Source organism: Kitasatospora sp. NPDC057692 (genome assembly GCF_042799475.1).
Classification (GTDB): domain Bacteria; phylum Actinomycetota; class Actinomycetes; order Streptomycetales; family Streptomycetaceae; genus Kitasatospora.
The window spans coordinates 42,435-67,768 of record NZ_JBHVIV010000017.1; the positions used below are offsets into that span (position 1 = coordinate 42,435).

A 25,334-nucleotide genomic window follows, 5' to 3' on the forward strand; every position below is an offset into this window, starting at 1 on the left:
TGCGGATCAGGCGGACAGGCTGGCGCGGCCCTTGCCACGGCGGGCAGCCAGGATGGCGCGGCCGGCGCGGGTACGCATCCGCAGCCGGAAGCCGTGGGTCTTCGCGCGACGACGGTTGTTCGGCTGGAAGGTGCGCTTGCTCACTCGGGGGCTCCTGAGGTGAATCGTAGGATGACGGGGAGTCGCTTGGCCGTCACCGTGCGTCCGCGTGATCTCCCCATGTATCGGAAATCCGGCCCATCGCCCCAGTTCGGCTGAGGTTTGAGGCAATCCACGGCGCCCGTGCTGCGCGCCTTATGGAGCGGGTGGACCCGCGGACATGCGGCAGCGGCCATCGACAACTCGACCTGGTTACGGTACGCGGGACGGGGCGCGAGGGTCAAACCAGCCGCCTGGAGGCCGTTTACCCACAGCCTGTGGACAACGACTTGATCCGTCTCTGTTCGCTGACTACCGTTGCAGGACTTGTCTGGTTTGTTCATCGGAAAGCGTGCACCAGTGGCTGATGTCAACAGCGACCTTGTCCCGGTCTGGGCGAGGGTCGTCGAGCGGCTGGTCGGCGACCCGGACATCGGGGAGATGGACAAGCAGTGGGTGCAGCGCACCCAGCCCATGTGGATGATGCACGACACCGCCCTGCTGGCGGCCCCGAACGAGCGGGCCAAGCAGGTGCTGGAGGGCCGGCTGCTGCCGCAGCTGACCGAGGGGCTCTCGCGCGAGCTGGCCCGCCCGGTGCGGATCGCCGTGATGGTCGACGCCAACGCCGTGCCGACCACCCCCGCCCCGCAGGCCCCCGCCGAGCCGTACCCGAGCCCGTCCGAGCAGGACGCCGGCGGCTACGGCGACCAGGGCTACCCGCAGGGGTACGACCAGGACTACGAGCAGGGCTACGAGCGGCCCTCCTACGACACCGGCGGCTACGAGCAGCACCCCTCGCCCTACGGCGGCCCGCCGGCCGCCCAGGCCTGGCCCGGCTACCAGGAGCAGCCGCCGGCCTACCGCGAGCCCGAGGAGCCGGCCCCCCGGCCCGCGCCCCGGCCGCTGCCCGCACCGCCCTCCACCACCCAGGGCGACCTCTTCGGCGGCGCCTACGGACCCGGCCCGGGCGAGCACCCGCGGACCGCCGCGGGCCGCCGTTCCCCCGGGGCCCGCCCGGCCGCCGGACGCGGGGGCGACAAGGGCCCCGCCGAGCGCGGCACCGACCGCCCCGCGGTCCCCGGCGTGCCCGCCCCGCCCGGCGCGCCCCCGGCCGGCGGCCCCCGCAAGGACGAGCCGGCCGCCCGGCTGAACCCCAGGTACCTGTTCGACACCTTCGTCATCGGCGCGAGCAACCGCTTCGCGCACGCGGCGGCGGTGGCGGTCGCCGAGGCCCCGGCCAAGGCGTACAACCCGCTCTTCATCTACGGCGAGTCCGGGCTGGGCAAGACCCACCTGCTGCACGCCATCGGGCACTACTCGCGCAGCCTCTTCCCGGGCACCCGGGTGCGGTACGTGTCCTCGGAGGAGTTCACCAACGAGTTCATCAACTCCATCCGGGACGGCAAGGCGGACACCTTCCGCAAGCGCTACCGGGACATGGACATCCTGCTCGTGGACGACGTGCAGTTCCTGGCGAGCAAGGAGTCCACGCAGGAGGAGTTCTTCCACACCTTCAACACCCTGCACAACGCCAACAAGCAGATCGTCCTCTCCTCCGACCGGCCGCCCAGGCTGCTGACCACGCTGGAGGACCGGCTGCGCAACCGCTTCGAGTGGGGGCTGATCACCGACGTCACCCCGCCGGAGCTGGAGACCCGGATCGCGATCCTGCGCAAGAAGGCGATCCAGGAGCAACTCAACGCTCCCGCCGACGTGTTGGAGTTCATCGCGTCCCGGATCACCCGGAACATCCGGGAGTTGGAGGGGGCCCTCATCCGGGTCACCGCCTTCGCCAACCTCAACCGGGCGCCGGTGGACCTGGAGCTGGCCGGGATCGTCCTCAAGGACCTCATCCCGGGCGGCGACGAGGACGCCGGTCCGGAGATCACCGCCCAGGTGATCATGCAGCAGACCGCCGCCTACTTCGGGCTGGGGGTCGACGACCTCTGCGGATCCTCGCGCAGCCGCGTGCTGGTGACCGCGCGTCAGATCGCCATGTACCTCTGCCGGGAGCTCACCGACCTCTCGCTGCCGAAGATCGGCGCGCAGTTCGGCGGCCGCGACCACACCACCGTGATGCACGCCGACCGCAAGATCCGGTCACTCATGGCCGAGCGGCGCTCGATCTACAACCAGGTCACCGAGCTGACCAACCGCATCAAGAGCTAGCCGGACGGCCCGTCGGGGCAGGTCCCGCGATGGCCGGAAAAGGGCGTCAGGAGCGATCCTGACGCCCTTTCGGCATGTCCACAGGTGTGCGCGGCGGGCCGGCGGGGCAGGGATGCCGGTGACGGACCGTCCGCCGGTCCACAGCCCGCGCCGAACATCTGACCGGTGATTCGAACTCCACCGGCGCGCGAGGCCGAAATCCACAGGCCGGGGCGGTTCTCCGTCATCCACAGGCCGGGGCGCCGTGAGTTATCCAGAATTCCTCCACAGGGCGCCCGCCGCTACGCTCTTCTGCGCAGGTCAGGTGCCTGTGGACTTGTGCACAACCGTTATCCACAGGGTGTGGACAATTGGCGGCCCGTCAGTGGGCCGGCCGGGTTGTCCACCGGTTGTCCCCAGGCAGGGCGGGGTTATCCCCAGGTTGTCCACAGCCGTGTCCACAGTTCGACAAGCTTCCGCCGTCGTTCATGCCCAGGTGTGAAAGCCGTCACGAAAAGTTGACCGGGGCCCGTGGATAACCGCCTCCGGATCTGGGGATGGTGCTGGGGATAACCTGTGGATACCCAGCGTGCCCTGTGGGTAACGCTCCGCCGTCCACAGCGGGCCGTGTTCGTCCACAGCCGCCATCCACATGTCCTGTGGACAAAAAACCGGGCCTGACCTGCGCAAACAGGGTTATCCACGGTTTCCACAGGCCCTACTACTACCACTACACCTATAGACCGTTCGCCTGCTTCAAAAGCGGGTGGGCCCGAAATCTGTGGACAACCGCTCCCCGACATCCGTTCGAGTTGCTTCCGCCCGTCTGCCCCGTCTGTCGGTGGAGTACGTCAGACTGTCCTCGGCGACTGGAAGCGGAGCGGCGGAGCTCGGCGGACAGCCGCACCGAAGACCAAGATCAGAAGAACCAGACGTGCGAGCGGGAGCGCTCGATCCAGGAGGCGGTTACCGGTGAAGTTCCGGGTGGAGCGTGACGTCCTCGCGGAGGCGGTGGCCTGGGCTGCCCGCAGCCTCCCGGCACGGCCGCCGGTGCCGGTGCTGGCCGGCCTGCTGCTGACGGCCCAGGACGGCAGCCTGGCGCTGTCCGGCTTCGACTACGAGGTCTCGGCCCGGGTCGAGCTGGAGGCCGACATCGAGGAGGCCGGCACCGTGCTGGTCTCCGGCCGGCTGCTCAACGACATCTCGCGCAACCTCCCCAACCGGCCGGTGGAGATCTCCACCGACGGCCAGCGGGTCAGCGTGGTCTGCGGCAGTTCCCGGTTCACCCTGCCGACCCTGCCGGTGGACGAGTACCCGGCCCTGCCCCAGATGCCCACCGCGACCGGCACCGTCCCCGGTGACGTCTTCGCCTCCGCGGTCAGCCAGGCCGCCGTGGCCGCCGGGCGGGACGACACCCTGCCGGTGCTCACCGGCGTCCGGGTCGAGATCGAGGGCGACCGGATCACCCTGGCCGCCACCGACCGCTACCGCTTCGCGGTCCGCGAGCTGCTGTGGAAGCCGGAGCAGGCCGACATCTCGGCGGTCGCGCTCGTCCCGGCCAAGACCCTGCAGGACATCGCCAAGTCCTTGGGCAGCGGCGACAGCGTCTCCATCGCGCTCTCCTCGGGCGGCGCGGGCGAGGGCCTGATCGGCTTCGAGGGCGCCGGGCGGCGGACCACCACCCGCCTGCTGGAGGGCGAGTTCCCCAAGTACCGCAGCCTGTTCCCGACCGAGTTCAACGCGATCGCGGCGATCCAGACCCAGCCCTTCCTGGAGGCGCTCAAGCGCGTCTCGCTGGTCGCCGAGCGCAACACCCCGGTCCGGCTGAACTTCGAGGAGGGCGTGCTCACCCTGGAGGCCGGCTCCGGCGACGACGCCCAGGCCACCGAGCGCATCGACGCCTCCCTGGAGGGCGACGCCATCTCGATCGCGTTCAACCCGGGCTACCTGGAGGAGGGCCTCAAGGCCATCGACTCCGCCTACGCCCAGCTGAGCTTCACCACCCCGACCAAGCCCGCGCTGCTCAGCGGCAAGGCCGCGGTGGACTCCGAGGCGGACGAGGCCTACCAGTACCTGATCATGCCGGTGCGCCTCTCCGGCTGAGCCGGCCTCCGCTCCCCGGACCGGGTCGGCCGCCATCGGCCCGGTCCGGGGAGTCGTTCGTCCACGGCTCCGTCCACAGCCCTGTGAACAAACCTGTGGAAGCCCCCGGTCGGCCCGACCGCGAGGGGGCCTTCCGGCTCCAACACGTAGGCTCAAGGAGGCGCGGCAACGGCGCCGCCCGCAGGGACGTCACCACAGGTAAGGATTTGGCTATGGAGCTCGGCCTCATCGGTCTCGGCAAGATGGGCGGCAACATGCGCGAGCGGATCCGCCGCGCCGGCCACACCGTCATCGGCTACGACCGCAACCCCGACATCTCCGACGTCGAGAGCCTCCAGGAGCTGGTCACCAAGCTGCAGGGCCCGCGCGTCGTCTGGGTCATGGTCCCGGCGGGCGCCGCCACCCAGGCCACCGTGGACGAGCTGGCAGAGCTGCTCTCCCCCGGCGACGTGGTCGTCGACGGCGGCAACTCCCGCTGGACCGACGACATCAAGCACGCCGAGGCGCTGGCCGCCAAGGGCATCGGCTTCGTCGACTGCGGCGTCTCCGGCGGCGTCTGGGGCCTGGAGAACGGCTACGCGCTGATGTACGGCGGCGACGCCGAGCACGTCGCCAAGGCGCAGCCGGTCTTCGACGCGCTCAAGCCCGAGGGCGACTTCGGCTCGGTGCACGCGGGCGCGGTCGGCGCCGGCCACTTCGCCAAGATGGTCCACAACGGCATCGAGTACGCGATGATGCAGGCCTTCGCCGAGGGCTGGGAGCTGCTGGAGGCGGCTCCCGAGGTCACCGACGTCCGCGAGGTCTTCCGCAGCTGGCAGGAGGGCACCGTGATCCGCTCCTGGCTGCTCGACCTGGCCGTCCGCGCCCTGGACGAGGACGAGCACCTGGGCAAGCTCAAGGGCTGGGCCGCCGACTCCGGCGAGGGCCGCTGGACCGTCGAGGCCGCGATCGACCACGCCGTCCCGCTGCCGGCGATCACCGCCTCGCTGTTCGCCCGCTTCGCCTCCCGCCAGGACGACTCGCCGCAGATGAAGATGATCGCCGCGCTGCGCAACCAGTTCGGCGGCCACGCGGTCGAGTCGAAGTAGTCCCCGCAGGTCCCTCCCCAGAAGGCGAGCGCAGTCCACCGTCATGCACGTCGCGCACCTGTCGCTCGCCGATTTCCGCTCCTACGCCCGGGCCGAGGTCGCCCTCGACCCGGGCGTGACGGCGTTCGTCGGCCCCAACGGCCAGGGCAAGACCAACCTGGTCGAGGCGGTCGGCTACGTCGCCACCCTGGGCAGCCACCGGGTGGCCACCGACGCCCCGCTGATCCGGCTGGGCGCCGAGCGCGCGGTGATCCGCACCTCGGTGGTGGACCGCGGCCGCTCCACCCTGGTCGAGCTGGAGATCACCCCCGGCAAGGCCAACCGGGCCCGGATCAACCGCTCCGACAACGTCCGCCCGCGCGATGTGCTGGGCCTGCTGCGCACCGTGCTGTTCGCCCCCGAGGACCTCGCCCTGGTCAAGGGCGACCCGGGGGAGCGCCGGCGCTTCCTGGACGAGCTGCTGACCGCCCGCGCGCCCCGGCTGGCCGGGGTCCGGCAGGACTACGAGCGGGTGCTCAAGCAGCGCAACGCCCTGCTGAAGACCGCCGCGATGGCCCGCCGGGCCGGCGGCGGCAAGGGCGCCGACCTGTCCACCCTGGAGGTCTGGGACGGCCACCTGGCCCGGGCCGGCGCCGAGCTCACCGCCTTCCGCCTCCAGCTGGTGGCCTCCCTCCAGCCGCTGGTCACGGCCGCCTACGGGCAGCTCGCGCCGGGCGGCGGGGAGACCGCGCTGGAGTACCGCAGCTCCTTCGAGGGCGGGCTGCCGACCAGCCGGGAGCAGGCCGAGGAGCAGCTGCTGGAGGCGCTGCGCACGCTCCGCAAGCAGGAGGTCGAGCGCGGGGTCACCCTGGTCGGCCCGCACCGCGACGAGCTGGTGCTCAAGCTCGGCCCGCTGCCCGCCAAGGGCTACGCCAGCCACGGCGAGTCCTGGTCGTTCGCGCTGGCTCTGCGGCTGGCGTCGTACGAGCTGCTGCGCGCCGACGGGGGGGAGCCGGTGCTGATCCTGGACGACGTCTTCGCCGAACTGGACGCCGCCCGCCGCGACCGGCTGGCCGAGCTGGTGGCCGGCGGCGAGCAGGTGCTGGTGACCGCGGCGGTGGCCGAGGACGTCCCGAAGGCGCTGGCCGGCGCCCGGTACGCGGTCGCCGACGGCGCCGTCCAGCGCGTCACCGGCTGACCGCGCCCCGGCGCCGCAGCCTCCCCCGGCCGTTCCGGCTTCCGGCCGTCCCGCCCCCGGCCGCTTCGGGCCGCGCCCGACCGGCCCCGACCGGCCGCCGCCGGCGGTCGCACACCCCGTCCCCGTCCCCCCGGGAGCGCCGACCCGAGCCGCCGCGTGCCTCCCCGGCTCCCGTACGCTGGACGGCTCACCGTTGTCCACAGGGTGGGGATAAGGAGATCGCCGTGAGCGATTCGGCGGAGCACCCCGAGCCGACCGGTGCCGACCTGGCGCGCTCGGCGCTGCGGGCGGCCCGGGCGCAGGCCCGCCAGCGCGGTGAGCAGGTGCGCGAGAAGCGCGAGGCGAAGCGGCACGGCCTGCGCAGCGGGGCCCGCTCGGACGGCCGCGACCCGGTGCCGCTGGGGGCGGCGCTGACCCGGCTGCTGACCGAGCGGGGCTGGGAGTCCTCGGCCGCGGTCGGCGGGGTGATGGGCCGTTGGCCGCAGATCGTCGGCCCCGACATCTCCGCGCACTGCACGCCCACCTCCTACGACGACGAGGCCGCGGTGCTCACGGTGCAGTGCGACTCCACCGCCTGGGCCACCCAACTCCGCTGGCTGGCGCGACAGTTGGTGGCCCGTCTGAACCACGAGCTGGGCCACGGCACGGTCCGCGCCATCAAGGTGCTCGGCCCCGCCGCCCCGGTGCGCGGCTACGGCCGGCTGCGCGCCCCCGGCAGCAAGGGCCCCGGCGACACCTGGGGGTGAGGGGCGGGGGCGCGGGCGGAGCGGACCGCAATCCTCCGGAACCCCTGACGGCCCTGCCAGGCGGTCTGAGCCCCCCTGGCGAGTATCGGGACATGTCCCGAGGGGATTCAGGGCGCCATTTCTGCCCTCAGAGGCTGCCAAACGCCCATCGATGTCAGTCGTACCGGTAGACTGGGGGCCAAACACTGTTGCTAGTGGCAACCGAGTCGAAACGCCGTGGTCGCACGCCCGCCCGTAGGGAGCGGGGATGCGGCCCGCGCTGTGCCAGAGAGGGCGCTTCGTGGCCGATTCCGGCAACCCCAGCCAGATCCCAGACCAGACCGACCAGTCCGACAGGTCGTACGACGCGAGCGCCATCCAGGTGCTGGAGGGCCTCGACGCCGTCCGCAAGCGCCCCGGCATGTACATCGGCTCGACCGGCGAGCGCGGCCTGCACCACCTGGTGCAGGAGATCGTGGACAACTCCGTCGACGAGGCGATGGCCGGGCACGCGGACACCATCACCGTGACGCTCCTGGCCGACGGCGGCGTCCGTGTGGTCGACAACGGCCGCGGCATCCCGGTCGGCATCATGCCGGGCCAGGGCAAGCCGGCCGTCGAGGTCGTGCTGACGGTTCTGCACGCGGGCGGCAAGTTCGGCAACGGCGGCTACGCGGTCTCCGGCGGTCTGCACGGCGTCGGCGTCTCCGTGGTGAACGCGCTGTCCACCCGCCTCGCGGTGGAGATCCACACCGACGGCCACCGCTGGACGCAGGAGTACAAGGCCGGCGCCCCGGTCGCCCCGCTGGCCCAGCACGAGGCCGCCGAGCGCACCGGCACCAGCGTCACCTTCTGGGCCGACCCGGAGATCTTCGAGACCACGGTCTACTCCTTCGAGACGCTCTCCCGCCGGTTCCAGGAGATGGCGTTCCTCAACAAGGGCCTGACCATCGCGCTGACCGACGAGCGCCCCGAGCACGTCGACGAGGAGGGCAGGCCGCTCTCCGTCACGTACAAGTACGACGGCGGCATCGCCGACTTCGTCGCGCACCTGAACTCCCGCAAGGGCGAGGTCGTCCACCCCTCGGTGATCGACTTCGAGGCGGAGGACAAGGACAAGGCGATCTCGGTGGAGATCGCCATGCAGTGGAACTCCTCGTACACCGAGGGGGTCTACTCCTTCGCCAACACCATCCACACCCACGGCGGCGGCACCCACGAGGAGGGCTTCCGCGCCGCGCTGACCGGCCTGGTCAACCGCTACGCGCGGGACAAGAAGCTGCTCCGCGAGAAGGACGACAACCTCTCCGGCGAGGACATCCGCGAGGGTCTGACCGCGATCATCTCGGTCAAGCTCGGCGAGCCGCAGTTCGAGGGCCAGACCAAGGACAAGCTGGGCAACACCGAGGCGAAGACCTTCGTCCAGAAGGTCGTCCACGAGCACCTGAACGACTGGCTGGACCGCAACCCCAACGAGGCCGCGGACATCATCCGCAAGTCCATCCAGGCCGCCACCGCGCGCGTCGCCGCCCGCAAGGCCCGCGACCTCACCCGCCGCAAGGGCCTGCTGGAGTCCGCCTCGCTGCCCGGCAAGCTCAGCGACTGCCAGTCCAAGGACCCGGCCGAGTGCGAGATCTTCATCGTCGAGGGCGACTCCGCCGGCGGCTCGGCCAAGCAGGGCCGTGACCCGCGCATCCAGGCGATCCTCCCGATCCGCGGCAAGATCCTGAACGTCGAGAAGGCCCGGATCGACAAGGTGCTGCAGAACACCGAGGTCCAGGCGCTGATCTCGGCCTTCGGCTGCGGCATCCAGGAGGACTACGACGAGTCCAAGCTGCGGTACCACAAGATCGTGCTGATGGCCGACGCCGACGTCGACGGACAGCACATCCGCACCCTGCTGCTCACCCTGCTGTTCCGCTTCATGCGGCCGCTGGTCGAGGCCGGCTACGTGTACCTGGCGATGCCGCCGCTGTACAAGATCAAGTGGGGCAAGGACGACTTCGAGTACGTCTACTCCGACCGCGAGCGCGACGCCGTGATCGCGGCGGGCGTGGCCGCCGGGCGCCGGCTGCCGAAGGACGACGCGATCCAGCGGTTCAAGGGTCTCGGCGAGATGAACGCCGAGGAGCTCCGGGTCACCACCATGGACCAGGCCCACCGCCTGCTGCTCCAGGTCACCCTGGAGGACGCCGCCCGCGCCGACGAGCTGTTCTCGATCCTCATGGGCGAGGACGTCGAGGCCCGTCGCTCCTTCATCCAGCGCAACGCCAAGGACGTCCGCTTCCTGGACGTGTGACGCCTGCCCGCAGGCCCCGCACGTACCAGTCCGCGTGAAAGGAAACTGACCACCAGTGGTCGACGACAACCGTCCCGAAGGCGAGCAGCCCGAGACCCCCGAGGCCGCCAACGCGGTCACCCTGCGGATCGAGCCGGTCGAGCTCGAGACCGAGATGCAGCGCTCGTACCTCGACTACGCGATGAGCGTCATCGTCAGCCGGGCCCTGCCCGAGGTGCGCGACGGCCTGAAGCCGGTGCACCGCCGTGTGCTGTACGCGATGTACGACGGCGGCTACCGCCCCGAGAAGGGCTACTACAAGTGCGCCCGCGTCGTCGGCGACGTCATGGGCAACTACCACCCGCACGGCGACACCTCGATCTACGACACCGTGGTCCGCCTGGCCCAGCCGTGGTCGATGCGGATGCCGCTGGTGGACGGCAACGGCAACTTCGGCTCCCCGGGCAACGACCCGGCCGCGGCCATGCGCTACACCGAGTGCAAGATGGCGCCGCTGGCGATGGAGATGATGCGCGACATCGACGAGGAGACCGTCGACTTCGCGCCGAACTACGACGGCCGCTCGCAGGAGCCCACCGTCCTGCCCGCGCGCTTCCCCAACCTGCTGGTCAACGGTGCCACCGGCATCGCGGTCGGCATGGCCACCAACATCCCGCCGCACAACCTGCGCGAGGTCGCCTCCGGCGCGCTCTGGTACCTGGAGAACCCGGAGGCCTCCGCCGAGGAGCTGCTGGACGCCCTGATCGAGCGGATCAAGGGCCCGGACTTCCCCACCGGCGCGCTGATCGTCGGCCGGCGCGGCATCGACGAGTACTACCGCACCGGCCGCGGCTCGGTCACCATGCGGGCCGTGGTCGAGGTCGAGGAGATCCAGGGCCGGCAGTGCCTGGTGATCACCGAGCTGCCCTACCAGGTCAACCCGGACAACCTCGCGCTGAAGATCGCCGACCTGGTCAAGGACGGCAGGATCGCCGGCATCGCCGACGTGCGGGACGAGTCCTCCTCGCGCACCGGCCAGCGCCTGGTGATCGTGCTCAAGCGCGACGCGGTCGCCAAGGTCGTGCTGAACAACCTCTACAAGCACACCGACCTGCAGACCAACTTCGGCGCCAACATGCTGGCCCTGGTCGACGGCGTGCCGCGCACCCTGTCGCTGGACGCCTTCATCCGGCACTGGGTGAACCACCAGGTCGACGTCATCGTCCGGCGCACCACCTTCCGGCTGCGCAAGGCCGAGGAGCGCGCCCACATCCTGCGCGCGCTGCTGCGCGCCCTGGACATGATCGACGAGGTCATCGCGCTGATCCGGGCCTCGGCGAGCGCCGACGCCGCCCGCACCGGCCTCATGGACCTGCTGTCGATCGACGAGCTCCAGGCCAACGCCATCCTGGAGATGCAGCTGCGCCGCCTGGCCGCCCTGGAGCGCCAGCGCATCATGGACGAGCACGACGAGCTGCAGCGCAAGATCGACGAGTACAACGCGATCCTGGCCTCGCCGACCCGCCAGCGCGGGATCATCTCCGAGGAGCTCACCGCGATCGTCGAGAAGTACGGCGACGAGCGGCGCTCCACCCTCATCCCCTCCGACGGCGACCTCTCCATCGAGGACCTCATCGCCGAGGAGGACATCGTCGTCACGATCACCCGCGGCGGCTACGTCAAGCGGACCCGCTCCGACCTCTACCGCTCGCAGAAGCGCGGCGGCAAGGGCGTGCGCGGCGCCCAGCTCAAGCAGGACGACATCGTCGACCACTTCTTCGTGACGACGACCCACAACTGGATCCTGTTCTTCACCAACAAGGGCCGGGTCTACCGCGCCAAGGGCTACGAGCTGCCGGACGCCGGGCGCGACGCCCGCGGCCAGCACGTGGCCAACCTGCTGGCCTTCCAGCCGGACGAGCACATCGCCCAGGTGATGGCCGTCCGCACCTACGAGGACAAGCCCTACCTGGTCCTCGCCACCCGGGCCGGCCTGGTGAAGAAGTCCCCGCTGAAGGACTACGACTCCCCGCGCTCCGGCGGTCTGATCGCGATCAACCTGCGCCAGGACGACGAGGGCCGGGACGACGAGCTGATCGGCGCCGAGCTGGTCTCCGCCGAGGACGACCTGCTGCTGGTCTCCCGCAAGGCGCAGTCGATCCGCTTCACCGCCACCGACGAGGCGCTGCGCTCCACCGGCCGCGCCACCTCCGGCGTCAAGGGCATGGCCTTCCGCGAGGACGACGAGCTGCTCTCGATGAACGTGGTCCGTCCGGGCACCTACGTCTTCACCGCGACCGACGGCGGTTACGCCAAGCGCACCGGGGTGGACGAGTACCGTGTCCAGGGACGCGGCGGCTACGGCACCAAGGCGGCGAAGATCGTCGAGGGCCGGGGCTCGCTGGTCGGCGCGCTCGTCGTCGACGAGACCGACGAGATCATGGCGATCACCCTGTCCGGTGGAGTGATCCGCACGAGGGTTTCCGAGGTTCGTGAAACCGGACGTGACACCATGGGCGTCCAACTGATCAACCTGGGCAAGCGCGATGCGGTCGTGGGAATGGCCCGCAACGCGGAGGCCGAGGACGAGGAGTCGGCGGAGGACGAGGAGTCGGGTACCGAGTCCACCGAGGTGGCCGAGGGTACGGAGACGGCGCCGGGCGGCGGAACCGCCCAGGCCTGACCTCGTACCGCGTCGGCCGGTACCGTCACGTCCGTACACGACGTGGCGGTACCGGCCGCCGACCAGTACCGGGCAATCCCGCCGGGCGCTGGATGACGAGTGACGAAGCAGGGCGGTGCGCCGTCCCTGGTGGGAAGTGCGGGAGGACCAGTGAGTGGAGCCACGGGTGCTGGGGGAGGCGCCGCCGGCGGCCGTCCGGGCGCAGCACAGGGCGGTGGGGCGTACGGCGTTCCGCAACCGCCGGCCGAGCACTCGTCCGCGTCCACCTCGCTGATGCCGCCGGTCGGCGGGGCGGGTCAGGGCGGGACGTACGGCGGCCAGCCGACGCCTCCGCCGCCGCCGGGCGCTCCGGCGGCGGGCAACGGCTTCTCCCAGCCGACCACCTACGCCAAGGGGCAGCCGACCCCGGCCCGGGGCACCCGGGTCGGCGGCGGCAACACCCCGCCCGGCGGGACGCCCGCCGCGGGCGTGCGCCGTCCGGCCGCGCCGCCGGTCTCCGGCGGCGGTCTCGGCCGGACCAGGAAGGCCAGGCTGCGGGTGACCAAGGCCGACCCGTGGTCGGTCATGAAGGTCAGCTTCCTGCTGTCGCTGGCGGTCGGGATCATCATCATCGTGGCGGCCGCGGTGCTGTGGATGACGCTGGACTCGCTCGGCGTCTTCGACTCGCTCGGCAAGACCCTGAAGGACGTCACCGGCTCGGACACCAACGGCGGCGGCCTGAACATCATGGACTACGTGGGCTTCGGCAAGGTGATGACCTTCACCTCGCTGATCGCGGTGGTCGACGTGGTGCTGCTGACCGCGCTCTCCACGCTCTCGGCGTTCATCTACAACGCGGCGGCCGGCTTCACCGGCGGCATCGAGCTCACCCTGGCCGAGGAGGACTGATCCCCCGGGCGTGATCCGGGCTCAGTTCCCGCCCGGTGCGGGGGACTTCCGTCCGCGGGCGGAATCATCGGGCCCCATCGGCTGTTGCAGCCGGTGGGGCCCGTCGGCATTCGGGTGACAGCCGCGTAGCGCGGCGTGCCGCCCGGACGGGCCGGGGTCGCGGTGGGCTTGGATGGGTCCGCTCGTTCCGCGCCACCCGGCCGTGCCGCAGGCCTCCCCGGTCCCCACCGGACGGGTCCGGGACGGCTGCTCAGGCACGGCAGGACGGAGACGCGCGATGGCGGAGCTCGCAAGGCGGCTGGTCGAGGCCCTGGACGGGCTGCTGGGGGTCCCGGTACCGCTGCGGGTGCAGGCCTGGGACGGCAGCGTCGCCGGCCCGCCGGGGGCGCCCACCGTGGTGCTGCGCAACCGCCGGGCGCTGCGCCGGCTGCTCTGGCACCCGAACGAGCTGGGGCTGGCCCGCGCCTACGTCTCGGGGGATCTGGAGGTCGCCCCGGGCACCGACCTGTACGAGGTGCTGCGGGCGGTGGCGCAGTTCGCCGAGCGCCCGGAGATCCGTACGCTGCGGCTGGGGCCCGGCGACGTGCTGGGCGTCCGGGGCCGCCGGGTGATGGGCGCGCTGCTGCGGGCCGGGGCGCTCGGCCCCGAGCCGGTGCCGCCGCCGGAGGAGGCCCCGGTGGGCCGCGGGCGGCTGCACAGCCGAGGCCGGGACCGCGCCGCGATCCACCACCACTACGACGTCGGCAACGACTTCTACGGCCTGGTGCTGGGGCCGTCGATGGTCTACTCGTGCGCCTACTGGGAGCCCGCCGCGAAGAGCCTGGAGGCGGCGCAGGAGGCCAAGCTGGACCTCATCTGCCGCAAGCTCGGCCTGCGGCCCGGGATGCGGCTGCTGGACGTCGGCTCCGGCTGGGGCTCGCTGGTGCTGCACGCGGCCCGGCACTACGGGGTGACGGCGGTCGGCGTCTCGATCTCCGAGGAGCAGGTGGCGCTGGCCCGCAGGCGGATCGAGGAGGCCGGCCTGTCCGACCGGGTGGAGGTCCGGCTCCAGGACTACCGGGAGATCCCGGACGGCCCGTTCGACGCGATCTCCAGCGTGGGCATGGCCGAGCACGTCGGCGAGGCCCAGTACCGGGTGTACGCCGAGGGCCTGTACGGGCTGCTGGCGCCCGGCGGCCGGCTGCTCAACCACCAGATCGCCCGCCGCCCCGACCACCCGGGTGAGCCGTACCGCCCCAGCCCGTTCATCAACCGCTACGTCTTCCCGGACGGCGAGCTGTCCCCGGTCGGTTCCACCGTCTCCCGGTTGGAGGAGGCCGGCTTCGAGGTACGGGACGTGGAGTCGCTCCGCGAGCACTACGGGCTGACCCTGCGTGAGTGGGTGGCCAACCTGGAGGCGCACTGGACGGAGGCGGTCGGGCTGGTGGGGCGCGGCCGGGCGCGGGTCTGGCGGCTCTACATGGCGGCCTCGGCGCTGGCCTTCGAGGAGAACCGGATCGGGGTCAACCAGATCCTCGCGGTGCGCACCACCGCGGGGGGCGCCGCGCACCTGCCGGCGACCCGCGCGGAGTGGCTGGCCGCCTCCGGCACCGCCTCCGACCTGCCGGTCCCGGAGGGGCCCGGCGCGGGCCCGGCCGCAACGGATTTGGGGGATCGGGGATCGGTCCGCTAATCTTTCAGTGCGGCAAGGGGCTATAGCTCAGACGGTTAGAGCGCTTCCCTGATAAGGAAGAGGCCACAGGTTCAAGTCCTGTTAGCCCCACCACCGCGAAGGGCCCGGAGCATCGCTCCGGGCCCTTCGGCGTTGTGGCCGCGCTCCCGGAACCTCGGGCGCCCGCCGGGTGTTCTACCGGTGGAGGCCGGGGTCCGCCCCGGCGGCGTCCGACGGTGGAGGCGGTGACGCAATGGGCCTGGTCTTCGCGATGACCATCCCGGGCCTGGTCTGTCTGCTGGTGGTGCTGGCGTTCGTCGACCAGCTGGCGCTCAGGGCGCGCCGGTCGCGCCTGGTGCCGTGGCGGGGGACGGGCCGGGAGGGGCAGATCTCGGCGACCGGTTTCGAGCAGCTGCACGCGCAGTTCGCGGCCGGCAAGCAGCACCAGCTCGACGAGCGGCAGAGCACCCTGATGCTGCGCGACGAGGAGGACGACGGGGCCCCGCCGCGCACCCGGGTGGACCTGTCCTCGGGGGTGGCGGTGGTGGTGTCGCCGCCCGCCTCCGGGCCCGGTCCGCAGCCCGGTCCGCAGCCCGGTTCGGGGCCTGCTCCGGGGCCCGGTTCAGGGTCCGGCGGGCGGGAACGGTGAGGGCTCTGCGCAGGCTCCGCGCCGGGCCGACCGTACGACAGGAGGTGTGGCGTCAATCCTCCGGCCGGACCGGTCGGTTGGAGGCAGCGGTGGCTGGTCACGATTGGGACACCGGTGTGTATCATCGGCCGCAAGGGCAGTCCGGCATCCCGACCGCCCGTTCGTGCTCGTAACACAACCACGGACTCGTCGGCCCGATCGGAACGATCGGCGCCCGGCTGCTGAGTCCGTCAACGCAAGAAGGACGAGGTCCCGCGGTGAAGAAGCTTCTCCTGGTCGCCCTGGTCGCCCTCGGCGGCTTCTTTGTCTACCGTCAGGTCCAGGCCGACCGCGCCGAGCAGGACCTGTGGACCGAGGCCACCGACCCGGTCCCGGCCGGTCGCTGAGGCCCCCGACGATCCGACGATCGACAGTCTTCGGAGGCGCCGCACGGCGCCTCCAGGGCCGGCCGGCCCGGTGGGACGACCGGGTCGGCCGGAGTTTCCGGCCCCGCACGGCAGGAGTGCCGGAACGGGGCACCGGATCGGTACCGGAACCGGGTACGCTAGTGTCCGGCGGTGCGCCTGGTGCCGCCCCGGGGCTTTAGCTCAGTTGGTAGAGCGCTGCCTTTGCAAGGCAGATGTCAGGAGTTCGAGTCTCCTAAGCTCCACAGTTCCCTCCACCGCGCGTGGACGGCGATCGGCCGCTGACCTGATCTCGGGTCAGCGGCCGTTCCGCGTTCTCACTGCGGTTCGCGCGGGTCCTGCGGCTCGGAGCGGTCCTCGGCGGGCGCCGCGGCCGAGGCGGGGCCGGCGGCGTCCGGGGAGCCGTTCACCGGGGCGTCCGGGCCGGTTCCCGAGGCGTGCGAGCCGGCCGGGCGGGCGAGCGACGGCGGCTCCACCAGCCATTCCGGGTTGCTGCGGTGCCGCCACCACTGCCAGGTGGCGATGCCGCTGCCGATCGCGATCACGCCGGCCACGGCCAGTCCGGTCGCCCAGCCGGTCCGGCGCGACCTGCGGGCGTTGCGTGCCGCGAGGTCGCTGATCTCGGCCGAGGTGACGTTGCCGCGCATGGCGGTCAGCGCGGCGGCGCCGCGGGTCTGGGCCTCCTGGGCGACCGGAACGACGGCCGCGCGGGCCTCCTCGACGGCGTGCACGACCTTGGGGGTGACGGTGCACCGCGCCTGGTCGGCGGCCCTGGCCGCCGAGGGGCGGGCGGCCCGGGCCGCCTCCTGGGTGCGGTGCAGGGCCTTCAGGGCGTTCTGCTGGGCCTCCGGCGGCAGGCTGGCGAAGGCGTGACCGACCTGGGGGGCGATGTGCCGGTCGTACTGGACGCGGACGGTGTGGGCGGCCTGGGAGGCCTGCTGCCGGGCGCTGTCCGCGAAGCTGCCGGCCGTCGCTCGGGCCGAGTCCAAACGGGTCACGAGTCTCTCCTCCTGGTGGCGTCCTTTATGCACATATCCACCTGAATGCTGATCATGCATCCGGATTTGTCCGGTGGCATGCCGGAGTGGGCCGTACGCGGGGTGTGCCGGGTGGCCGGGAGGCCGTCGGAGGGGCCGCCGGGGCCGAACGGGCCGCTCGGTCGGGTGTGCGGCCGCAGTAGGCTGGCGGTTCCGGCGGGGGTGCCCGCCGGGAGCGCGTACGTGTCGTCGCAGCAAGCCGTGGCAGAAGGGGATAGCCGATGCTCCCGGACGAGCCGAAGCCGCCGATCGACCCGACCCCCGGGGCGGGCGGCGGGAGCGGGCTGTCGCGCTGCTACCGGCACCCCGAGCAGGAGACCGGCATCGGCTGCTCGCGCTGCGGACGGCCGATCTGCCCGCGGTGCATGGTGAACGCCTCGGTGGGCTTCCACTGCCCGGAGTGCGTCAGCGAGGGCGGTCGCCAGGTCCGCCGGGCGACCACCCGCTTCGGCGGGCGCCCGACCGAGGACGGCGCGCTGGTCACCAAGGCGCTGATCGGCATCAACCTGGTGGTCTTCGTGCTGGCCGCCTACGTGCTCACGCCCTGGCTGGGCTTCGACCTCGAACTGCGCAGCTTCGCCCCCGACCGGTTCTATCCGTTCCCGTCCGGCGTCGCCGAGGGCCCGGGCCAGTGGTACCGGCTGCTGACCGCCGTGTTCCTGCACACCGCGCCCTGGCACATCGCCACCAACATGATGGTGCTCTGGGTGCTCGGCCCGCAGTTGGAGTCGGCCCTGGGGCGGGCCCGCTTCCTCGCGCTCTACCTGCTCTCCGGTCTGGCCGGCAGCGCCTTCGCCTTCCTGCTGGCCGGGGACGGGATGCGCTCGCTGGGCGCCTCGGGGGCGGTCTTCGGCCTGCTGGGCGCGACCGTGGTGCTCTACCGGCGGGTCCGGGCGCCGCTCGGGCCGATCATCGCGCTGCTGGTGTTCAACCTGATCGTCACCTTCTCGGTGCAGGGGATCGACTGGCGCGCGCACCTCGGCGGCCTGATCGCCGGGATGCTGACCGCGGCCGGCCTGATGTACGCCCCGCGGGCCCACCGGGCGACCGTGCAGGGGCTGACGCTGGCGGGCGTGGCCGGGCTGGTGCTGGCGATGGTGCTCGTCGGGACGGCCGCCTACGGCGGGTGATCCCCCGGCCGCGGACCGCGCGGACGCGCGTCCGGCGCCCGCACGGTTGTCCACAGCAGGTGCCGGGTTGTGCACAGGCCGTGCGAACGACCCCGGCCGGACGCCTGTTCTACGCGTGTCCCGCTGTGCGGATCCGCCGGACGAAGTAAGGGCGCGCGACGGTGTGGAAAGCGCCCCCGGCCTAAGTTATCCACAGGCCGGTGTGACTTTTCCCCAGTGTGGATAACCGTGTGGATAAGCGTGATGAGCAGATCATCGCCCGTGGTTTTCCGGCGGACTCCCACCGTCCGGGGGCACCACGAAGCCGCCCCGGGACGGACCCGTCCGGGGCGGCGGTGGAGGAGCTCAGGGCAGCAGCCCCGGCGTCACTTCCACTGGGTGGAGACGCCGAAACCCGCCGCGATGAAGCCGAAGCCCACCAGGATGTTCCAGTTCCGCCAGCTCTCCACCGGCCAGCTTCCGCTGGTCACGTAGTAGGTGACGATCCAGACCAGGCCGATCAGGAACATCGCCAGCATCAGCGGCGCAACCCAGCTGCGGCCCGAGCTGATCTTCACCGTGGCCGTGGTCGGCGGGGTGTAGTCGGACTTCTTGCGGAGTCGAGACTTCGGCACGAGGAGCTCTCCTGTCGATGCGCTGTGACCGCGCAGGGGTTCACGGTGGTGTGGCGGCGTCCGTTAGCGTAGTGGTTCGGCGGGTCCGAAGGAGATAAGGGTACGGTGCCTAATTTGTCGATTCCCCCTCGGCCGGCCCGTACCCGCGCCTCCGGCACCCGAATTGTCGGACGTGCCCTGACCTGCGCCGTCTTCGCGCTCGCCGGACTGCTCTTCTACATCAGCGCGCAGACCGCGCGCGGCACCGACCTGCGCACCGACAACTCGCTGCTCAGCCTCTCCGACGTGATAAGGCAGCGCAGTGCCCAGAACCAGCAGTCCCAGGCCCAGCTCGCCGAGCTCCAGGAGCGCGCCCAGCGGCTCACCGGCCAGCAGGGCAGCCCGGCCGACGCCGCCCAGCTCACCGCCCTGGAGCAGGCCGCCGCCCTGGACCCGCTCCAGGGCCCCGGGCTCACCGTCACCCTGAACGACGCGCCCCCGAACGCGACCTCGCGCCTCCCCGGGGTGCGCGAGCCGGACGTCAACGACCTGGTCATCCACCAGCAGGACATCCAGGCCGTGGTCAACGCGCTCTGGCGCGGCGGCGCCGAGGGGGTCCAGGTGATGGACCAGCGGCTGATCTCCACCAGCGCCGTCCGCTGCGTCGGCAACACCCTGCTGCTCCAGGGCCGGGTCTACTCGCCGCCGTACGTGGTCAAGGCGGTCGGGAGGACCGACGCGCTGCGCGCCGCGGTGGAGGCGGACCCGACGATCCGCAACTACCTGCAGTACGTCCAGGCGTACGGACTGGGCTGGAAGGTGCAGGAGAGCGGCGACCTCTCGCTGCCCGGCTACTCGGGAACGGCGGACCTGCGCGCGGCCACCGGCCAGCAGTAGACCGGTGGGAAGGGCCTGGCGCCGACGGGCCGGGGTCTAGTCTTGACCCCAGTCCGCTACGTCGAGGGAGCACCATGTACGGCTGGATCTGGCGTCACCTGCCGGGGAACACCCTGGTCAAGGCCGTCGTCTCGGTGCTCCTCGTGCTGGGGATCGTCTACCTCCTCTTCACCTACGTCTTCCCGTGGGCGGAACCGCTGCTCCCCTTCGGTGACGTCACAGTGGACGGAGACGGCGACGGCGCCGTCGGCTGACCCGGCGGCCCCGCCACCCGCTCCAGTCCCCGCACCCCCCGGAGAACGCGCGCCCATGACCTCCCGGCCGACCCCGCCCCGCATCCTGGTCGTCGACAACTACGACAGCTTCGTCTTCAACCTGGTCCAGTACCTCTACCAGCTCGGCGCCACCTGCGAGGTGGTCCGCAACGACGAGGTGACCGTCGAGCACGCGGTGCGCCGCGACGGCGACGCCGGCTTCGACGGGGTGCTGCTCTCCCCCGGCCCGGGCGCCCCGGAGGAGGCCGGCGTCTGCATCGAGATGGTGCACCACTGCGCGCGGATCGGGCTGCCGGTGTTCGGCGTCTGCCTGGGCCTGCAGTCGATCGCGGTGGCCTACGGGGCCGTCGTCGGCCGGGCGCCCGAGCTGCTGCACGGCAAGACCTCGCCGGTCGAGCACGAGGACGGCGGCGTGTTCGCCGGCCTGCCCTCGCCGTTCACCGCCACCCGCTACCACTCGCTGGCGGTCGAACCCGCCACCGTGCCGGACGAGCTGCTGGTCACCGCGCGCACCGGGAGCGGCGTGATCATGGGGCTGCGCCACCGCGACCTCGCGGTGGAGGGCGTGCAGTTCCACCCGGAGTCGGTGCTCACCGAGGGCGGCCACCGGATGCTCGCCAACTGGCTGGCCGAGTGCGGCGACCCGCAGGCCGTCGACCGGTCGGCCGGGCTCGCCCCGGTGATCGGCCGGGGCTGAGCGGCGTGACCGCGGTGCGTCCGGAAGCGGACCCGCAGGGCGGCGACGCGTACCGGCAGCAGTACCCTCCGGCCTCGGAGCACCCGTACCCGCAGGGGCAGCCGGGCCGGTACGGCGAGCAGGGCGGGTACGGCGGGGCGCCCTACCCGCCGGGTCCGTACCAGCAGGGCCAGTACCAGGGGTACGACCCGTACCAGGAGCAGCAGCTCCGGCAGGGCGGCTGGATCCCCGCCCAGCCCAACCAGGGCCAGGACCAGGGCCACAACCAGGACCAGGGCCAGGGCCAGGCGCAGGGCTGGGCGGGCCGGCAGGACGCCGAGGACGGCTGGGGCGTCTACGAGCAGGCCGCACCCCCCGTGGCGCCCGAGCGGGCGCAGGAGGCGCTCCGCCTGCACCTGGAGAGCCCGGAGGCGTCCGGGACGGAGCGGGCGGTGTTCGCCGCCGCCGAGACGGTCACCATGGACGCGGTGGCGGGCGGACCGCCGCCGGCCGTCCCCGGCGGGCGGGCCGAGCGCCGCCGGGCCGCCCAGGGGCGCGGACGGCGCCGCGGGGGAGCCCGGACCGCCGCCGCGGACCGGCCCCGGCCGAAGGAGTCGGCGGCGGTGGTCTTCGCCCGGTTCCTCGGAGAGCTCTGCATCACCCTCGGCCTGGTCATGCTGCTCTTCGTCTCCTACCAGCTCTGGTGGACCAACGTGCAGGCCGACGCGGCCGCCGACGGGGCCCGCAGCCGGCTGGAGGAGCAGTTCGACGCGGCCGCCCCGGCCCCGGCGCCGGGACAGCCGGCCCCGGATCCGGCCAAACCGGAGACGTTCGAGCCCGGCAAGGGCTTCGCGATCATCCACATGCCGAAGCTCGGCCAGAAGTTCCCGATCGCCGAGGGCACCGCCAAGGGCGCGGTGCTCGACAAGGGCCTGGTGGGCCACTACACGGGGACCGGCATGCCGGCCGACAAGGCGGGCAACTTCGCGCTGGCCGCGCACCGCAACACCCACGGCGAGCCGTTCCGGCGGATCAACCAGCTCGGCAAGGGCGACCGGATCGTGGTGGAGACCGCCACCGCGTACTACACCTACGAGGTCACCGGCGGCATCCCGGAGACCCCGCCGTCCAACGTGAGCGTGATCAAGCCGGTGCCGAACGGCGCCGGGTACAGCGGCGCGGGCCGCTACATCACGCTGACCACGTGCACGCCGGAGTTCAGTTCGAAGTACCGGCTGATCGTCTTTGGCAAGATGATCGAGGAACGGCCGCGCAGCCAGGGCAAGCCTGCCGCCCTCACGGGAGGCTGACCGCGAGCGGGCGAGTAGCAAGGGGAGAGACGTGACGCAGCAGACCGGAGCGGTGGCGGAGGAGGCCTTCCCGGAGCGCGGGCCGGAGGCCGGGGACCGGCCGCCGCGCCGCGGGCGCGGGCGGGCGCTGGCCGTGCTGGGGGTCTTCGGCGAGCTGCTGATCACCCTCGGCCTGGTGCTCGGCCTGTTCGTCAGCTACTCGCTCTGGTGGACCGACGTGCTGGCGGACCGCTCCGCCGCCGCGGCCTCCGACCAGCTGCGCGACTCCTGGGCGGCCGGCGGGCCGGCCGTCCCCCTCCCGTCCGGCGCCCCCGCCGGCTCCCCGTCCGGTTCCGCCGACCCGGGTGCCCCGGAGGCCGGCGGCGGTCCGGCGTCCGGTCCGGGCGGCACCGGCACCGGTACCGGCGGCGCGGCCGCCGCGGCGGGCACGGACGTCGGCTTCCTGCACGTCCCCGCGATGGGCCGGAACTACCAGGTGCTGATCCGGACGGGCACCGACGCCGACACCCTGGCCGACGGGGTCGCCGGGGTCTACGAGCAGCCCTACCGCTCGGCGATGCCCTGGGACGCGTCCGGCAACTTCGCGCTGGCCGCCCACCGGGACGGCCACGGGGCGAAGTTCCACAACCTCGACGCCCTGCGCAAGGGCGACCCGATCGTCGTCGAGACCCGGGACAAGTGGTACGTCTACCGGGTCGACAGCACCCTGCCGGAGACCACCAAGTTCGACACCGGCATCGTCGCCCCGGTGCCGAAGGGCTCGGGCTACACCGAGCCCGGCCGGTACATCACGCTGACCACCTGCACCCCGGTCTACACCTCGCGCTACCGGATGGCGGTCTGGGGGAGCCTGGTGCGGGTGGACGACGTGGACGCCAAGCGCACCCCGCCCGCCGAGCTGCGGCGCGGCTGAGGCCCCCGGAGGGGGCCTGGAGCGCCGGGAGGGGCCGGGGCGCACCGGGAGGCGCACGGAAACGCCCGAGGGCCCGTCGACGGGGTGTCGACGGGCCCTCGGGCGTTCCGGGGGACAACCCGCCCGGCCGCCCCGGTCCCGAGGGACTCAGAACCAGGGGAACCAGGGCCTAGTTGTTGTTGGGTCCCCCTTTGGTGTTCGTGGGGTTGGGGAAGCCGGGGATCCCGGGGACGGTGGGTGTGTCCCCCCCTTTGGGCGGATCGACGGCCTTGGTCATCAGCCCGACCGAGGTGTTCGGGTCCACCTGCGTCCCGGCGGGCGGGTTCGAGGCGAGGACGATCGCGTTCGGGTCCTGCGGGCCGCCGGTGACGGAGTACTTCAGGCCCATGCTCTCCAGCTTCGCGATCGCGTCCTTGAGCGGGACGTTCTGCAGCGGCGGGACGGAGACCTTCTCCGGGGCCTTGAAGATGGTCAGGGTGATCTTGGTGTTGGCCGGCTGCTTGCCGCCCGACGGGTTCTGCGAGGCCACCGTGTTGACCTTGGCCGGGTCGGTGGTCTGCGCCGTCTTCGAGGCGTCCACCTGGAAGCCGGCGGCCTCCAGCGCGGCCTGCGCGGCCTCCTTCTGCTGGCCGACCACGCTCGGCACGTTGATCTTGGCCTTGCCCTGCGAGACGGTCAGCTTGACCGGGGCGGCCGGGTCGGCGCCGCCGTTGGCCGGGTCCTGGGCGATGACCTGGTCCAGCGGGGCGTTGTCGTCGTCCTTGTAGTCGGTCGTGACGTTGGTGAAGCCGGCGTCGGCGAGCGCCTTGAGGGCCTGGTCCTTGGTCTTGCCGACCACGCCCGGCACGGTGGCCTTGGCCGGGCCGGAGGACAGCTGCACGGTGATCGTGGCGGTCTCGGCCACCTGGCCGCCGGCCGCCGGGTTCTGCGTGCAGACCTGGTCCTTCTTGACGTTGGTGTCCGGGCAGGCGATCTTCTCGCCCTCGGTGACCACCAGCTTGGGACCGGCCTGGGTGGCGAGGGTCTTGGCGTCCGCCAGGGTCTTGCCGACCAGGTTGGGCACCGCGACCTGCGGCGCCTCCTTCGTGCCGCCGCCCTTGTTGCCGAACATCGCCTGGGCGACGAAGAAGGTGCCGACCAGGACCAGCACGGCGGCGACCGCCAGCACGATCCAGGAGGTGTTGCTCTTCTTCGGCGGCTCCTCGCCGCGCCGGCCGGCGCGGCCGTAGCCCTCGTCGTAGCCGTCGTTGCCGCCGCCCGGGGCGCCGGCGTAGGTCTGGCCGTAGCCGTCGTCGTAGCCGCCGGCCTGCGGCTGGCCGGGGTAGCCGGCCGGGGAGGCCTGCGGCAGGACGGTGGTCGGACCGCCGGGGGCCTGCTGCGGCAGCACGTTGGTCTGGCCGTACGGGTCGTGCTGCTGCGGGTAGCCGTTCTGGTCGTAGCCGTACGCGGCGCCCATGCCGTACGCGGCGGCCTGCTGGGCGGCGGCCACCGGCAGGCCGTCGAGGAAGCGCTCGATGTCGTCGCGCATCTCGTCGGCGGTCTGGTACCGGTAGTCGCGGTCCTTGGCGAGCGCCTTGAGCACGATCGCGTCGACCTCGGGGCGGACCTCGGGGTCGAAGACGGACGGCGGCTGCGGCTCCTCCCGGACGTGCTGGTAGGCGACCGCCACGGGGGAGTCGCCGACGAACGGCGGGCGGACGGTGAGCAGTTCGTAGAGCAGGCAGCCGGTGGAGTACAGGTCGGAGCGGGCGTCCACCTGCTCGCCCTTGGCCTGCTCCGGGGAGAGGTACTGGGCGGTGCCGATGACGGCGGAGGTCTGCGTCATCGTCATGCCGGCGTCGCCCATCGCGCGGGCGATGCCGAAGTCCATCACCTTGACGTTGCCCTGCCGGGTCAGCATGACGTTGGCGGGCTTGATGTCGCGGTGCACGATGCCGGCCCGGTGCGAGTACTCCAGGGCCTGGAGGATGCCGATGGTCATCTCCAGCGCCCGCTCCGGCAGCAGCCGGCGGCCGGAGTGCAGCAGCTCGCGCAGGGTGGAGCCCTCGACGTACTCCATCACGATGTACGGGATGGAGATGCCGTCGATGTAGTCCTCGCCGGTGTCGTACACGGCGACGATCGCGGGGTGGTTCAGTGACGCCGCGGACTGCGCCTCGCGACGGAAGCGGGCCTGGAACGACGGATCACGGGCCATGTCGGCCCGGAGCGTCTTCACGGCGACGGAACGGCCGAGCCGGGTGTCATGGCCGAGGTACACCTCGGCCATGCCGCCGCGTCCGAGGACGCCGCCGAGCTCGTACCTGCCGCCGAGGCGACGAGGCTCTTCCATAGTTCCGACCCTCTCCCTCACCCGCCGGTGAGGTTGTGACGTAGGTGTCCCCACACGCTCCGTGTGACGCCGTCCGGGCCCCGGGTGGTTCTGCGATCAGGACCGTCCGGCACCGCGCGGACGGCAACGGACACACCCGTTGCTGCGGATACGCTACCGGTCGGACGGGGTCGGGCCCGAGTCGGCCGCAGGCCGATATCAGACCGGTATCCGGACAGGGGTGCCGATCGTGACATTTC

21 protein-coding genes and 2 tRNA genes are annotated in these 25,334 nt (G+C 72.1%); 19 read left to right on the forward strand and 4 right to left on the reverse strand.

Going from position 1 to position 25,334, the window contains the following annotated elements; genetic code table 11:
- Window positions 1-6: 6 nt before the first annotated feature.
- Window positions 7-144, reverse strand: a complete 138-nt coding sequence (gene rpmH / locus ACFVFS_RS12830; RefSeq protein ID WP_030059672.1) for a 50S ribosomal protein L34 — start codon at window positions 142-144, stop codon at window positions 7-9.
- A gap of 354 nt (window positions 145-498) precedes the next feature.
- On the opposite strand from rpmH, the gene dnaA reads away from it, so the two are divergent.
- The 13 genes from dnaA (at window position 499) to ACFVFS_RS12895 (ending at window position 16,177) form a co-directional block, all read left to right on the forward strand.
- On the forward strand, window positions 499-2,307 hold the full coding sequence (gene dnaA / locus ACFVFS_RS12835) for a chromosomal replication initiator protein DnaA (protein WP_380623226.1): 1,809 nt from the start codon (window positions 499-501) through the stop codon (window positions 2,305-2,307).
- A gap of 951 nt (window positions 2,308-3,258) precedes the next feature.
- Window positions 3,259-4,389 (forward strand): DNA polymerase III subunit beta, encoded by a 1,131-nt coding sequence (gene dnaN / locus ACFVFS_RS12840; RefSeq protein ID WP_350560580.1) that lies wholly within the window; start codon window positions 3,259-3,261, stop codon window positions 4,387-4,389.
- A 95-nt stretch (window positions 4,390-4,484) separates the two neighbouring features.
- On the forward strand, window positions 4,485-5,477 hold the full coding sequence (gene gnd / locus ACFVFS_RS12845; protein WP_380623228.1) for a phosphogluconate dehydrogenase (NAD(+)-dependent, decarboxylating): 993 nt from the start codon (window positions 4,485-4,487) through the stop codon (window positions 5,475-5,477).
- 43 nt (window positions 5,478-5,520) lie between these two features.
- Window positions 5,521-6,654, forward strand: coding sequence for a DNA replication/repair protein RecF (gene recF / locus ACFVFS_RS12850; RefSeq protein ID WP_380623230.1), 1,134 nt, complete (start codon window positions 5,521-5,523; stop codon window positions 6,652-6,654).
- Window positions 6,655-6,872: 218 nt separating this feature from the next.
- Window positions 6,873-7,400, forward strand: coding sequence for a DUF721 domain-containing protein (locus tag ACFVFS_RS12855; protein WP_380623326.1), 528 nt, complete (start codon window positions 6,873-6,875; stop codon window positions 7,398-7,400).
- A gap of 247 nt (window positions 7,401-7,647) precedes the next feature.
- Complete coding sequence (gyrB, locus tag ACFVFS_RS12860; protein WP_380623232.1) at window positions 7,648-9,678, forward strand: DNA topoisomerase (ATP-hydrolyzing) subunit B; 2,031 nt, start codon at window positions 7,648-7,650, stop codon at window positions 9,676-9,678.
- 121 nt (window positions 9,679-9,799) lie between these two features.
- Window positions 9,800-12,340 carry a DNA gyrase subunit A gene (gene gyrA, locus ACFVFS_RS12865; RefSeq protein ID WP_380623328.1) on the forward strand — a complete coding sequence of 847 codons (2,541 nt, stop codon included), beginning with the start codon at window positions 9,800-9,802 and terminating at the stop codon, window positions 12,338-12,340.
- A 273-nt stretch (window positions 12,341-12,613) separates the two neighbouring features.
- Window positions 12,614-13,228, forward strand: coding sequence for a DUF3566 domain-containing protein (locus ACFVFS_RS12870; RefSeq protein ID WP_380623234.1), 615 nt, complete (start codon window positions 12,614-12,616; stop codon window positions 13,226-13,228).
- A gap of 277 nt (window positions 13,229-13,505) precedes the next feature.
- Complete coding sequence (locus tag ACFVFS_RS12875; protein WP_380623236.1) at window positions 13,506-14,900, forward strand: class I SAM-dependent methyltransferase; 1,395 nt, start codon at window positions 13,506-13,508, stop codon at window positions 14,898-14,900.
- 16 nt (window positions 14,901-14,916) lie between these two features.
- A tRNA-Ile gene (locus ACFVFS_RS12880) sits at window positions 14,917-14,993 on the forward strand.
- A 139-nt stretch (window positions 14,994-15,132) separates the two neighbouring features.
- Entirely contained in the window at window positions 15,133-15,528 is a 396-nt protein-coding gene (locus ACFVFS_RS12885) for a DUF6191 domain-containing protein (RefSeq protein ID WP_380623238.1), read from the forward strand.
- Window positions 15,529-15,785: 257 nt separating this feature from the next.
- Entirely contained in the window at window positions 15,786-15,914 is a 129-nt protein-coding gene (locus ACFVFS_RS12890; RefSeq protein ID WP_014137031.1) for a DLW-39 family protein, read from the forward strand.
- Window positions 15,915-16,104: 190 nt separating this feature from the next.
- Window positions 16,105-16,177: transfer RNA gene (locus ACFVFS_RS12895), tRNA-Ala, on the forward strand.
- A gap of 72 nt (window positions 16,178-16,249) precedes the next feature.
- Here the strand turns inward: ACFVFS_RS12895 and ACFVFS_RS12900 are convergent.
- Complete coding sequence (locus tag ACFVFS_RS12900; RefSeq protein ID WP_380623239.1) at window positions 16,250-16,930, reverse strand: DUF5324 family protein; 681 nt, start codon at window positions 16,928-16,930, stop codon at window positions 16,250-16,252.
- A gap of 260 nt (window positions 16,931-17,190) precedes the next feature.
- Here ACFVFS_RS12900 and ACFVFS_RS12905 point away from each other — a divergent pair, with 260 nt between their 5' ends.
- Window positions 17,191-18,099 (forward strand): rhomboid family intramembrane serine protease, encoded by a 909-nt coding sequence (locus tag ACFVFS_RS12905; RefSeq protein ID WP_380623241.1) that lies wholly within the window; start codon window positions 17,191-17,193, stop codon window positions 18,097-18,099.
- A gap of 365 nt (window positions 18,100-18,464) precedes the next feature.
- Here the strand turns inward: ACFVFS_RS12905 and crgA are convergent, their stop codons facing one another.
- Entirely contained in the window at window positions 18,465-18,713 is a 249-nt protein-coding gene (gene crgA / locus ACFVFS_RS12910) for a cell division protein CrgA (RefSeq protein ID WP_380277654.1), read from the reverse strand.
- A 114-nt stretch (window positions 18,714-18,827) separates the two neighbouring features.
- Between crgA and ACFVFS_RS12915 the strand changes: the two genes are divergently transcribed.
- From ACFVFS_RS12915 to ACFVFS_RS12935, 5 genes are all read left to right on the forward strand, one after another.
- Window positions 18,828-19,589 carry a DUF881 domain-containing protein gene (locus tag ACFVFS_RS12915; RefSeq protein WP_380623243.1) on the forward strand — a complete coding sequence of 254 codons (762 nt, stop codon included), beginning with the start codon at window positions 18,828-18,830 and terminating at the stop codon, window positions 19,587-19,589.
- 74 nt (window positions 19,590-19,663) lie between these two features.
- On the forward strand, window positions 19,664-19,843 hold the full coding sequence (locus tag ACFVFS_RS12920; RefSeq protein ID WP_355362472.1) for a hypothetical protein: 180 nt from the start codon (window positions 19,664-19,666) through the stop codon (window positions 19,841-19,843).
- A gap of 55 nt (window positions 19,844-19,898) precedes the next feature.
- Window positions 19,899-20,561: an aminodeoxychorismate/anthranilate synthase component II gene (locus tag ACFVFS_RS12925; RefSeq protein ID WP_380623245.1), complete on the forward strand. Its 663-nt coding sequence runs from the start codon at window positions 19,899-19,901 to the stop codon at window positions 20,559-20,561.
- Window positions 20,562-20,566: 5 nt separating this feature from the next.
- On the forward strand, window positions 20,567-21,850 hold the full coding sequence (locus ACFVFS_RS12930) for a class E sortase (protein WP_380623247.1): 1,284 nt from the start codon (window positions 20,567-20,569) through the stop codon (window positions 21,848-21,850).
- Window positions 21,851-21,902: 52 nt separating this feature from the next.
- Entirely contained in the window at window positions 21,903-22,763 is an 861-nt protein-coding gene (locus ACFVFS_RS12935; protein ID WP_380623330.1) for a class E sortase, read from the forward strand.
- A gap of 169 nt (window positions 22,764-22,932) precedes the next feature.
- Here ACFVFS_RS12935 and pknB read toward each other — a convergent pair whose 3' ends face one another.
- Window positions 22,933-25,095 (reverse strand): Stk1 family PASTA domain-containing Ser/Thr kinase, encoded by a 2,163-nt coding sequence (pknB, locus tag ACFVFS_RS12940; protein ID WP_380623249.1) that lies wholly within the window; start codon window positions 25,093-25,095, stop codon window positions 22,933-22,935.
- Window positions 25,096-25,334 lie beyond the last annotated feature (239 nt).

Bases quoted from the DNA above. Each gene is read 5' to 3' on its own strand.
- recF (WP_380623230.1), top strand. From the start codon at position 5,521: ATGCACGTCGCGCACCTGTCGCTCGCCGATTTCCGCTCCTACGCCCGG.
- gyrB (WP_380623232.1), top strand. From the start codon at position 7,648: ATGCGGCCCGCGCTGTGCCAGAGAGGGCGCTTCGTGGCCGATTCCGGC.
- ACFVFS_RS12870 (WP_380623234.1), top strand. From the start codon at position 12,614: ATGCCGCCGGTCGGCGGGGCGGGTCAGGGCGGGACGTACGGCGGCCAG.
- ACFVFS_RS12875 (WP_380623236.1), top strand. From the start codon at position 13,506: ATGGCGGAGCTCGCAAGGCGGCTGGTCGAGGCCCTGGACGGGCTGCTG.
- ACFVFS_RS12885 (WP_380623238.1), top strand. From the start codon at position 15,133: ATGGGCCTGGTCTTCGCGATGACCATCCCGGGCCTGGTCTGTCTGCTG.
- ACFVFS_RS12905 (WP_380623241.1), top strand. From the start codon at position 17,191: ATGCTCCCGGACGAGCCGAAGCCGCCGATCGACCCGACCCCCGGGGCG.
- ACFVFS_RS12920 (WP_355362472.1), top strand. From the start codon at position 19,664: ATGTACGGCTGGATCTGGCGTCACCTGCCGGGGAACACCCTGGTCAAG.
- ACFVFS_RS12925 (WP_380623245.1), top strand. From the start codon at position 19,899: ATGACCTCCCGGCCGACCCCGCCCCGCATCCTGGTCGTCGACAACTAC.
- pknB (WP_380623249.1), bottom strand. From the start codon at position 25,095: ATGGAAGAGCCTCGTCGCCTCGGCGGCAGGTACGAGCTCGGCGGCGTC.